Source organism: Streptococcus sp. ELY_125 (assembly GCF_058314535.1).
In genome coordinates, this window is record NZ_JBZFUM010000012.1 from 51,563 (window position 1) to 62,516 (window position 10,954).

Consider the following 10,954-nt stretch of genomic DNA (forward strand, 5'->3'; position numbering starts at 1 on the left):
CCATGGAAAAGGGTCGTATTATCGCTGTGACAGGAGCTTCTGGGGGATTAGCAGAGGCTATCATCAATCTTTTACCTTCTGATGATAGCGTTATTGCCATAGGACGCAATAAAGGAAGACTGGACCAGCTCTATGCTGGCAAGCCACAGGTTCGTACTTTTAGTTTGGATATCCATTCAGACAGTCAGGTGGCTGCCCTAGTTGACCAACTCTATCTGGAATATGGCCGTATTGATATTTTTATCAATAATGCAGGCTTCGGAGAGTTCAAAAGCTTTGATCAATTTGACTCTGAGACCATTCGAGAGACTTTCGATGTCAATACTCTGGCTACTATTAACTTTTCCCGTCTGGTCGGTGCTAAAATGGCTCAGCAAAGGAGCGGTCACATCATCAATATTGCCAGTATGGCAGGGAAGCTGGCCACTATCAAGGCTAGTGTCTACGCGGCAACCAAGTTTGCTGTTATCGGCTACTCCAATGCCTTGCGTCTGGAATTAGCCGATAACAATGTCTATGTAACAACGGTCAACCCCGGTCCTATATCGACTAAATTTTTCGACAGGGCTGATCCATCAGGCGGCTATCTCCAAGCAGTAGAGCGCTTCAGCCTGACGCCTCAACAAGTAGCAAAGAAGATTATCAAAAGTCTGGGTGAAAACAGGCGCGAGCTCAATATGCCCTTTGCAATGGTTCTTTCTGCTAAATTTTACGCTTTATTTCCTAAAATGGCTGATTTTCTTTCGAGAAAGGTTTTCAATTACAAATGATTTCGTCAAAATATGACTGGACTATAATCGAACAGGCTCCCAGCGAGTCCTTTTTAGAACAGGCACATAAAAAAGGTTTAGATGATACAGCTGCCAAAATTCTTTTTGAGCGAGGCATCCATACTCAAGATAAGCTTGATGACTTTTTAGCCCCTGATCTATCCCATTTACATGATCCCTATTTGCTCCATGATATGGAAAAAGCTGTATCTCGGATTCGCCGAGCTATCGAAGGTAATGAAACCATCCTAGTCTATGGTGATTATGATGCTGATGGAATGACATCGGCTTCTATCGTGAAGGAAACCTTGGAGATGATAGGAGCCGAAAATCTGGTTTATCTGCCCAATCGTTTTACAGATGGATATGGGCCCAACCTCAGTGTCTACAAATATTTCATTGAACAGCAAGGAATTTCGTTGATCGTGACCGTTGATAATGGTGTGGCTGGACACGAGGCTATTGGCTATGCCCAAGATCAGGGGGTAGATGTCATCGTGACTGACCACCACTCGCTGCCAGATGAATTGCCGGATGCCTATGCTATTGTCCACCCTGAACATCCGAAAGGGAATTATCCTTTTAAAGACTTAGCTGGCTGTGGTGTAGCTTTTAAGTTAGCCACAGCTCTCTTAGAAGGTATTCCCAATGAACTTCTTGATTTAGTGGCAATCGGAACGATTGCTGATATGGTTAGTCTGACTGATGAGAATCGGGCTTTAGTAAAATATGGCTTGCAAGTCTTGGCTCAGACCGACCGCATTGGTCTACAGGAATTAATGCATGTGGCTGATATTGATTCTAGCAGCCTTAATGAGGAGACTGTTGGTTTTAAGATTGCTCCCATGCTCAATGCTCTCGGACGTTTGGATGATCCTAATCCCGCAATTGAGCTTTTGACCGGTTTTGACGATGAGGAAGCTCATGATATCGCCCTCATGATTAAGGAGAAAAATGAAGAGCGTAAGGCCTTGGTTCAAACCATCTACGATGAGGCAATGACAATGATTGACCCCGATAAACCAGTTCAAGTTTTAGCCAAGGAAGGCTGGCATCCTGGTGTTTTAGGTATTGTCGCGGGGCGTATCTTGGATAGCCTCAACCAACCGGTTATCGTTCTTAACATTGAAGCTGGCAAAGCCAAGGGGTCGGCTCGCTCAATTGAAGCTGTCAATATTTTTGCAGCATTGACGGATCACCGAGATATTTTTGAGGCTTTTGGCGGACACGCAGGTGCAGCAGGCATGACTCTGCCAGCAGAAAATTTGGAAAAGCTTAGCCATATCCTCTGTGACTATATCGTTGACAATCAGATTGACATGTCTAGCAAAAATAATTTGACAATCGATGAAGAGCTGCACTTATCCAACTTAGATTTTGATACTATTAAAAGTTTAGAACAACTGGCTCCTTTTGGTATGGATAATAAAAAACCTGTTTTTTGGTTAAGGAATTTCAAGGTGCTGCAAAGTCGAACTATGGGACAGCAAGGTGCTCATCTTAAACTTAAGTTAGCCCAAGACGGTACAGAATTTGACCTTGTTGCTTTTTCACAGGGTGACCGAGCTCAAGAATTTGCCCAAGCTAGCCGTCTTGAATTAGCCGTTACCTTATCAGTCAACACTTGGAACGGTAATACCAGCCTCCAGCTTATACTAGTGGATGCTCGAGTTGAAGGAATCCAGCTGATTGATGTGCGCTCAAAATCAGCCAGCCTGCCCGATCAGGTGCCGGTTCTAACGGAGAATAGCAACAGTGATATTGTAGCAGTGGTTGACCTGCCAGAAGATCCGCACCAGCTAAAGGCGCTTTTCAGCGGCAAGGCTTTTCAGGCGATTTATTTCAAAAACCACATTAAGCGTGCTTACTATCTAACTGGTTATGGAACTCGAGAACAGTTTGCCAAACTTTACAAGACCATCTACCAGTTTCCGGAATTCGATGTCCGCCATAAATTGGCTGACTTAGCAGAGTATTTGAAAATCCCTGATATTTTATTGGTCAAGATGATTCAAATCTTTGATGAACTAAATTTTGTCACGATTGATGATGGGATTATGACAGTCAATAAAAACGCTCCAAAACGTGCTATTGCTGATAGTCAAATCTATCAAGACCTAGTAGCTCTGGTCAAATACCAGGAACTGATGGCGCTGGGAACACCGCAGGAAATCTATGACTGGCTGATGTCTGACAGCAGTAGGTAAAGGAATCAGTTAAGAAGCTATATCTCTTGTTGCCCCCTGTATTAGTCCCAATAGCATTTAAATGTTCTTTGTCTGTGGTTTTGCTTTGGAAAATGATCAGCTTTGGGGTATAACGTCTTCTTATTGCTGTTTGAATCATAGAACTTTTAAAACAGTATTGGAATACCAAAAAGGTCCTCGCTTTCTGGATAATCAGGAAAATGAAGGGCCTTTTTTAGGCTCTTTGTCAACTGTAGTGGATAAACCCCACTAGAATTATAGCGCTTTATCACACTAGTCTGAACTCATTCTAGCTTTGAACACCGATAAAAATAGTAGCAGGAGCTCGCTTCCGATTTTTCTGGCCCCGAAAACAGCTGTATTAGCAGGTTTCTAGTCCTCCATTGACTTGCCTCTAGAAAAACTGTACTATAATAGCATGGATATTTGGACAGCACTTGGGCAGTATGCTCAGTTGGAAACAAGGCGACTCTGGCTGCGTCCCTTCCGATTTGAAGACCGTGAAGATTTTTTTGCGATTGCCCATAATCCCGACAATCTAGCCTTCATCTTCCCCTTGCAAGCTAGTCAAGCTGAAAGTGATTATATCTTAGTCCATTATTTTATGAAGGAGCCGCTGGGCATTTGGGCGATTGAGGATAAGGCCAGTAAGAGAATGATTGGAGCTATCCGCTTAGAGAATCTCAACCTAGCCAAGCACCACGCTGAAATTGGCTATTTTATCAATCAGGATTTCTGGGGACAGGGATTGGCTACCGAAAGCTTACAAAGTATTGTTTTTTTGGCCTTTCAGGAGTGTCAATTGCGCAGTTTATCCATCATTACCCATCAGGAAAATCTAGCCAGTCAAAGGGTAGCGCAGAAGGCCGGGTTTAGACTAGTTAGGCGTTTTAAGGGGAGCGATCGCTACAGTCACAAGATGCGAGATTACTTAGAATTTCAGCTAAGGGCAGGTGAGAATTAGTATGACCAAGCACCAAGAAATTTTAGAATACTTAGAGGCTTTGCCGATTGGCAGACATGTCAGTGTACGCAGTATTTCCAATTATTTATCAGTTAGCGAAGGAACAGCCTATCGTGCTATTAAGGAAGCAGAAAACCGAGGCTTAGTTGAAACCCGTCCCCGCAGCGGCACTGTTCGAGTGGAGCAAAAGGTCAAAGTTCGCTTGGAAAAGCTGACCTATGCTGAAATTGCAACAATATCCGAATCAGAAGTCGTTGCAGGGCATGCAGGCCTTAAGCATGAGTTTAGCCGCTTTTCTATCGGTGCTATGACACGAGAGAATGCTGGTCGCTATCTGGTTAAAGGGGGACTTCTGATTGTTGGAGACCGCGAGGAGATTCAACTGCTGGCTCTAGAAAATCACAATGCTATTTTGGTAACAGGGGGCTTTGCCGTATCGGATAAGGTTTTATCCATGTCCCAAGAACAGGGGATACCCGTTATGGTAACAGCCTATGATACCTTTACAGTAGCGACTATGATTAACCGTGCCCTATCCAATGTTCGTATCAAAACTGATATCAAAACGGTAGCGCAGGTTTATACTCTCAAGTCCAACTATGGTTATCTCAATCCTGACAACACTGTGAATGATTACCATCGCTTGGTCAAAAAGAGTAACCACGTTCGCTACCCCATTATCAATAATCTTGGTCAGGTAGTGGGTGTTGTTAGTATGCGCGATGTTGCTAATCAAGAGTCTATAGCTAACCTTTCTTCTGTTATGACCAAGCCGGTAACCACCAAACCTGAGACAAGTCTGGCGACGGTTGCCCAGAGGATGATTATGGAAGATTTTGCTATGTTGCCGGTTGTTGATGATGCCAACCTATTGCTTGGCGTCATCACCCGAAAGCTGGTCATGGAAAATTTGGAAGAACTAAATCATGATGGCCTGCATACGCTTAGCGATCAGATTACGGCTAGCCTCAAACAGGAAAATGGTTACTTCAGTTTTAAAGTGGAGCCAGCTATGATTGATAATGCCGGCAATCTAACCAATGGTATTCTGACAGAAATTTTGAAAGAGTCAGCCATGCGCCTCTTATCTCTCAATCGCAAAAAAAATATCTTTATTGAGCAAATGATGATATACTTTTTACAGGCCGTTCAAATCGATGACCAATTGCACCTGAAACCGCGAATCGTTGCTAAAAATCGTCGCAGTGCGACTGTCGATGTAGAAGTACGTTGCATGGATCAGGTTATCTGTAAAGCGGTTATCTCAAGCAGGGTAACTTAAATCGAACACACCTACATTCCTGCGGAGTTAGGTAAATACCGCTCGATTCTTAATGGATCGTCACTCCATTTTCTAAATTCTTTTGGAGTGTTTAACAGCTTTATATTTAGTAAAAGGAGAAAAACATAAATGATAACACTCAAATCAGCACGTGAAATTGAAGCCATGGACCGCGCAGGTGACTTTCTTGCCAGCATCCATATTGGTCTGCGTGACCTGATTAAACCAGGCTTAGATATGTGGGAGGTTGAAGAATATGTTCGCCGCCGCTGTAAAGAAGCCAATGTTCTCCCCTTACAAATTGGAGTGGACGGACAACTAATGGACTATCCTTATGCGACCTGCTGCGGTCTTAATGATGAAGTTGCCCACGCCTTCCCGCGTCACTACATCTTAAAAAAAGGTGATCTGCTTAAGGTGGATATGGTACTGAGTGAGCCCTTGGATCAATCAATTCTTGATGTTTCTAAGTTGGACTTTGACAACACTGCTGAGATGAAAGAATATACAGCACCCTATACTGGCGGTTTAGCTGATTCTTGCTGGGCCTACGCTGTGGGTGATGTATCACAGGAGGTCAAGGATTTGATGGATGTGACCAAGGAAGCTATGTATTTGGGAATTGAAAAGGCCGTTGTTGGCAATCGTATTGGCGACATCGGTGCTGCTATTCAGGAATACGCAGAAAGCCGCGGGTATGGTGTTGTTCGTGATCTGGTCGGCCACGGTGTTGGTCCGACCATGCATGAAGAACCTAATGTTCCTCATTATGGCAAGGCAGGTCGCGGCCTGCGCCTTAAAGAGGGAATGGTGCTTACCATTGAACCCATGATCAATACAGGTACTTGGGAAATTGATACGGATTTAGAGACTGGCTGGGCTCACAAGACGCTTGATGGTGGTCTGTCTTGTCAATATGAGCACCAATTTGTTATCACCAAAGACGGTCCTGTTATCTTGACCAGTCAGGGAGAAGAAGGAACCTATTAAGACATGAAGAAAAAATTCTTGGATAGGCTGGTGGATAAGCTCAACTATCCTCCCCTGCAAGTCTATCTCAAGCATTACCGCAGCGCTGAGATAGACTTATCCAGTATCGCTGTGGCCTATTACCTGCTGCTGACCCTCTTTCCCTTGGTAGTGATTGCAGCCAATATTTTCCCTTATTTTGACATTGACTTGACAGACTTTCTAGTCTTCCTGCGCCAGAATCTTCCAGCTGAAATCTACAGTTCCACTGCGGGAATTATTCGCAATCTCTTTGCCTATCCTTCCAGCAGTGTCCTTGGAATAGCTACTTTAACAGGTTTTTGGACGATGTCGCGCAGTTTGACCTCCTTGCAGAAGGCCTTTAATAAGGCTTACGATGTCAGTCAACACAGAGATTTCGTCATTGGTCATATGATTGGTATCATTGCTAGCTTCTTTATCTTCTTTCTCTTGACCTTTGCCCTCTTGCTGTCAGCCTTGTCAGATGGGGTTTATCAGTCATTGCGGCAAAAATATGACTTGCCAGCGGGGATTGTGCGCCTGCTTTTGCACGCTAACCGTCCCTTGATGATTTTCGTCATTGTTATTGGCCTGATAACTCTTTATTTTATCCTGCCTAATGTCCGTATTAAAAAGCTGCGTTATACTTTGCCGGGAACGATTTTAAGCTCCATTGTCATGATCTTCATGACCGGTTTGGTAGGAGACTATGTAACCCGAACTTTTAACAATCTGATCGATATCAAGGTGTTTGGTTCCATCATTATCTTTATTATCATGTTTTGGTTTGTGATCCTAGCGCGTATTCTAATCACAGGTGCTGTCCTCAATGCGACAGCTCAGGAGCTTCTGCAGGGTGAAATGGAGGGTCGCCGCGGCGACGTTCTTACCTTTTTACAATCCTTTGGCGATCATGAAGAAGATAGTGATAGAAGTTCGTACAAAGAAGACAAGTCAGCCAATCCATTTGATGATGAAGAATAAGACATAAATGGGACGAAGTACATTTGTTATGATGATTGGAAAGAGGGACTTGCCAGCTCTTTTTCCATCATGAGCCTATCTGTGGTCATGAATTTTGATGACTACGGCTGCCGTTTTAAGCTGTTATAACGAGGTTGAATGCTCTTTCAGCCTCGTTTTGCTTTGCGAATTTTACTCTCTTTAGTCGCCATCGCATTTGTGCTATAATGGGGGCACTATGGGAAACAAAGGAGAAAGATATGACTGTAGATTTTAAAGCAGAAGTAGATAAGCGACGCGACGATATGATGACGGATTTGTTCAGTCTCTTAGAAATTAATTCCGAGCGCGATGACAGTCAGGCTGACAAGCAACATCCATTTGGACCGGGACCTGTGAAAGCTCTCAAGCATTTTCTAGCTATGGCTGAAGGTGATGGCTTTAAGACACGCAATATCGATAACTATGTCGGTGATTTCGAGTTCGGCGAAGGGGAGGAAACTCTGGGAATCTTCGCCCATTTGGATGTCGTACCAGCAGGATCGGGCTGGGATGGCGATCCTTATAAGCCCTTTATCAAGGATGGTAAACTCTATGCACGCGGATCCTCTGATGACAAGGGACCAACTATGGCTGCCTATTATGCTCTTAAGATTATCAAAGAGCTAGGACTCCCTGTCTCTAAAAAAGTCCGCTTTGTTTTGGGAACAGATGAAGAATCAGGCTGGGGCGATATGGCTTATTATTTTGCCCATCCGGAGGTTGAGAAACCAGATTTTGGTTTTGCGCCAGATGCTGAATTTCCTATTATCAATGGTGAAAAGGGTAATATCACGGAATATCTCCATTTTTCGGGCCAAAATAATGGAGACTTTATCTTGCACCAGTTTACAGGCGGCCTTCGTGAAAATATGGTACCAGAATCAGCTACAGCTTTGATTTCAGGCCAGATCAGTCTAGCTGATTTGCAAGAAAAGCTGGCGTCCTTCTTGGGGGACCATCCGCAGATTTCAGCTTCGGTTGAAGCACGAGGAGATCAATTTCGCATCCAGGTTACTGGCAAGGCTGCTCACGGTTCTACACCCGAGGAAGGTCTCAATGGAGCTACTTATCTGGCAATTTTCCTCAATCAATTTGATTTTGCTGGGGTCGCTCAGTCCTTTATTGCTGTGGCCGCCACTGTTCTTCACGAGGACTTTAAGGGTGAAAAATTAGGTCTAGCTCATACAGATGAAAAAATGGGCTCTTTATCGATGAATGCTGGTGTCTTTACATTTGATGCAGCTTCTGATGATAATATTATCGCACTCAATTTCCGTTACCCGCAAGGCACCGACGCAAAAAGGATTCAAGCAGGGCTGGAAAAGCTGGATGGTCTTAATAAAGTCACGCTTTCTGAACACGAGCATACACCTCATTATGTTCCTATGGAAGATCCCTTAGTTAAGACGCTTTTGGATGTCTACGAAGAACAAACAGGACTCACTGGTTACGAACAGATTATTGGCGGCGGGACTTTTGGCCGTCTCTTGGAGCGCGGTGTGGCTTTTGGGGCTATGTTCCCAAATTATGAAAATACCATGCATCAGGCAAATGAATTCGCAGACGTTGAAGATCTCTACCGCGCCTGCGCAATTTATGCGCAAGCTATCTATGAACTGATCAAATAGAGGAAAGTAATAATCCTTGAGATTTAAAGGAGTGGGAAAAGCCCAAATATTTTCAGATCCTTTAGCTAAAATCAGGCTAACTGGCCTTTTTACCAAGTCCCTATAATGGATTACAAAATGGAAAACTTTAAAAGCTTGGTTTTCTCATAAAACCAAGTTTCTTAATGAATGGAGATGAGAAACATGTCAAGGATGTCACAACTTGTTGAGGCCATTATGGCTGATCCGCAAAATGCAGCCTATACCAAGGCAGGAATTGAGCCGCTTTTTACTGCGCCTAAAACAGCTCGTATCAATATTGTCGGCCAAGCTCCGGGTATTCGGGCCCAAGATACCCGCCTCTACTGGAATGACCCATCGGGCGATAACCTGCGCGACTGGTTGGGAATTGACCGCGATACCTTTTATAATTCCGATAAGATTGCTGTTATCCCAATGGATTTCTACTATCCTGGCAAGGGCAGGTCTGGTGATCTGCCACCGCGAAAAGGATTTGCACAAAAGTGGCATCCCTTGATTTTGCAGGAATTGCCTGATATTTCTCTGACACTTTTGATCGGAAACTACGCCCAGCATTATTATCTCAAGCAGCAAGCGTCCGTTAAACTGACTGACAATGTTCGCAACTATAAGGACTTCCTGCCAGACTTTTTCCCGCTGGTCCATCCATCACCGCGCAACAATCTCTGGCAGGCTAAAAATCCTTGGTTCAAGAAGGACGTCCTGCCAGATTTGCGAAAATATGTGAAAGAAATTTTAGACTTATGAATCAACCGCTTATTTTTAACCCCCGGATTGCTAAACACAAACCCAGCAATCAGGATCGCTGTCCCTTTTGTGCAATCGACAGCTTAGAAAAGATTATAGCTCAAGAAGATGATATGATCTGGCTGGACAATAAGTATCCGGTCTTGGAAAACACCTACCAAACCCTAATTATCGAATCTAGTCAGCATTTAGGAGATATTGCGACTTACAGCAAGGAGCATAACCGTAAGCTTTTTGCCTTTGCCCTACAAGCTTGGCAGCAGTTAGAAGACAGCCAGCGTTTCAAGACGGTGGCACTTTTTAAGAACTTTGGTCCCCTATCAGGAGGTTCCCTGCGCCATCCGCACATGCAGGTGATTGGTTTTGAAGAAATAGATGCGTATGAAACCATCAAACCAGACAACCTAGACGGCCATCTGGTTTGCCAGCAAACAGATAATCAAGCTAGAGTAACGATATCCCAGCAGCCTCTCAGCAGTTTTAGTGAATTTAATGTTTCAATTGACAGCTACCGAGCTCTCAATCAACTGGCTGATACCGTGCAGCAGGTAGTTCAATATCTAATGCAGGTTTATCTAGGCGGCCGCTGTGAATCCTATAATCTTTTCTTTTATCATCTGGAAGAAAGCTTGGTCTGTAAAATTGTTCCGCGCTTTGTCACCTCCCCTTACCTGATTGGCTACCACCTCAAACAGATAAATGACCCAGAGCGCATAGCGCAGGAGGTTGCAGAGTTACAGGCATTTATCAAGTAAAAATTTTTAGAATAGGAGCAAGGTTGTTTGTTGTGACAAGAGCTGCTTACTATCTTCGTAGCGCTTGTATGAATACGATCAGATCATTCTTGCACTAACGATATTGAAGGCTATGGGGAAAATGGGTAACAAGAAAGATTGATAAGAGGCTTGGCAGCAACTATATCACAGTGGAAAAAGTCAGAAACTTTTATTTTAGGCTCCTAAATCTCTTAGAACAGAGAAGCTTATCTCAAATATCGAAATTCTCTACCTTACTTTTAGGGGAATTATATCACTTCAGTCTTTGGAAACGATAATATTTAACCAAGTTTAGAAGTGTCTAGACGATCGATATCGGATAAGAAAAACACCCCAATCGTTAGATTTTGTGTCTAACTTTTGGAGTGTAGTTCAAAGGTCCACTGGACCCGCCTCGCTTTTTAATTTTTGGGCTCGGGATAAAAAGGTCCACTGGACCTTTCAGACTGAAGACAAAGCTCTTGGAATTACATTTCTAAGAGCTTTTTGCTCTGTTTAGGAGTATACTAAAAGAAAACAGTTTGTGAGGTAAGGCCATGTTTCACAAAGAAAAGCCAGATTATA

9 protein-coding genes are annotated in these 10,954 nt (G+C 43.6%); all 9 read left to right on the forward strand.

Annotated elements, in window-relative coordinates; all coding sequences use genetic code 11:
* Window positions 1-2: 2 nt before the first annotated feature.
* The 9 genes from AC4HAL_RS06330 (at window position 3) to AC4HAL_RS06370 (ending at window position 10,369) form a co-directional block, all read left to right on the forward strand.
* On the forward strand, window positions 3-770 hold the full coding sequence (locus tag AC4HAL_RS06330) for an SDR family NAD(P)-dependent oxidoreductase (RefSeq protein WP_491093475.1): 768 nt from the start codon (window positions 3-5) through the stop codon (window positions 768-770).
* On the forward strand, window positions 767-2,977 hold the full coding sequence (gene recJ / locus AC4HAL_RS06335; RefSeq protein ID WP_491093476.1) for a single-stranded-DNA-specific exonuclease RecJ: 2,211 nt from the start codon (window positions 767-769) through the stop codon (window positions 2,975-2,977). The genes AC4HAL_RS06330 and recJ overlap by 4 nt, the downstream gene beginning before the upstream one ends.
* 418 nt (window positions 2,978-3,395) lie before the next feature.
* Window positions 3,396-3,941, forward strand: a complete 546-nt coding sequence (locus AC4HAL_RS06340; protein WP_491093477.1) for a GNAT family N-acetyltransferase — start codon at window positions 3,396-3,398, stop codon at window positions 3,939-3,941.
* Window position 3,942: 1 nt separating this feature from the next.
* Window positions 3,943-5,223: a CBS-HotDog domain-containing transcription factor SpxR gene (gene spxR, locus AC4HAL_RS06345; RefSeq protein ID WP_447452068.1), complete on the forward strand. Its 1,281-nt coding sequence runs from the start codon at window positions 3,943-3,945 to the stop codon at window positions 5,221-5,223.
* A 129-nt stretch (window positions 5,224-5,352) separates the two neighbouring features.
* Window positions 5,353-6,213, forward strand: a complete 861-nt coding sequence (locus tag AC4HAL_RS06350) for a methionyl aminopeptidase (RefSeq protein ID WP_491093478.1) — start codon at window positions 5,353-5,355, stop codon at window positions 6,211-6,213.
* 3 nt (window positions 6,214-6,216) lie between these two features.
* Window positions 6,217-7,197: a YihY/virulence factor BrkB family protein gene (locus AC4HAL_RS06355; RefSeq protein WP_447452070.1), complete on the forward strand. Its 981-nt coding sequence runs from the start codon at window positions 6,217-6,219 to the stop codon at window positions 7,195-7,197.
* A gap of 239 nt (window positions 7,198-7,436) precedes the next feature.
* A complete protein-coding gene (pepV, locus tag AC4HAL_RS06360; RefSeq protein ID WP_491093479.1) occupies window positions 7,437-8,846 on the forward strand; it encodes a dipeptidase PepV in 1,410 nt (469 codons plus the stop codon).
* Window positions 8,847-9,029: 183 nt separating this feature from the next.
* Window positions 9,030-9,614, forward strand: coding sequence for a uracil-DNA glycosylase family protein (locus AC4HAL_RS06365; RefSeq protein ID WP_491093480.1), 585 nt, complete (start codon window positions 9,030-9,032; stop codon window positions 9,612-9,614).
* A complete protein-coding gene (locus tag AC4HAL_RS06370; RefSeq protein ID WP_491093481.1) occupies window positions 9,611-10,369 on the forward strand; it encodes a DUF4931 domain-containing protein in 759 nt (252 codons plus the stop codon). Before AC4HAL_RS06365 ends, AC4HAL_RS06370 begins: the two co-directional genes overlap by 4 nt.
* Window positions 10,370-10,954: the final 585 nt, after the last annotated feature.

What these genes read in the sequence shown, in the direction of transcription:
- AC4HAL_RS06365 (WP_491093480.1), top strand. Translation starts at nt 9,030, where the DNA reads ATGTCAAGGATGTCACAACTTGTTGAGGCCATTATGGCTGATCCGCAA.
- AC4HAL_RS06370 (WP_491093481.1), top strand. Translation starts at nt 9,611, where the DNA reads ATGAATCAACCGCTTATTTTTAACCCCCGGATTGCTAAACACAAACCC.
- AC4HAL_RS06340 (WP_491093477.1), top strand. Translation starts at nt 3,396, where the DNA reads ATGGATATTTGGACAGCACTTGGGCAGTATGCTCAGTTGGAAACAAGG.
- pepV (WP_491093479.1), top strand. Translation starts at nt 7,437, where the DNA reads ATGACTGTAGATTTTAAAGCAGAAGTAGATAAGCGACGCGACGATATG.
- spxR (WP_447452068.1), top strand. Translation starts at nt 3,943, where the DNA reads ATGACCAAGCACCAAGAAATTTTAGAATACTTAGAGGCTTTGCCGATT.
- AC4HAL_RS06330 (WP_491093475.1), top strand. Translation starts at nt 3, where the DNA reads ATGGAAAAGGGTCGTATTATCGCTGTGACAGGAGCTTCTGGGGGATTA.
- AC4HAL_RS06350 (WP_491093478.1), top strand. Translation starts at nt 5,353, where the DNA reads ATGATAACACTCAAATCAGCACGTGAAATTGAAGCCATGGACCGCGCA.
- AC4HAL_RS06355 (WP_447452070.1), top strand. Translation starts at nt 6,217, where the DNA reads ATGAAGAAAAAATTCTTGGATAGGCTGGTGGATAAGCTCAACTATCCT.
- recJ (WP_491093476.1), top strand. Translation starts at nt 767, where the DNA reads ATGATTTCGTCAAAATATGACTGGACTATAATCGAACAGGCTCCCAGC.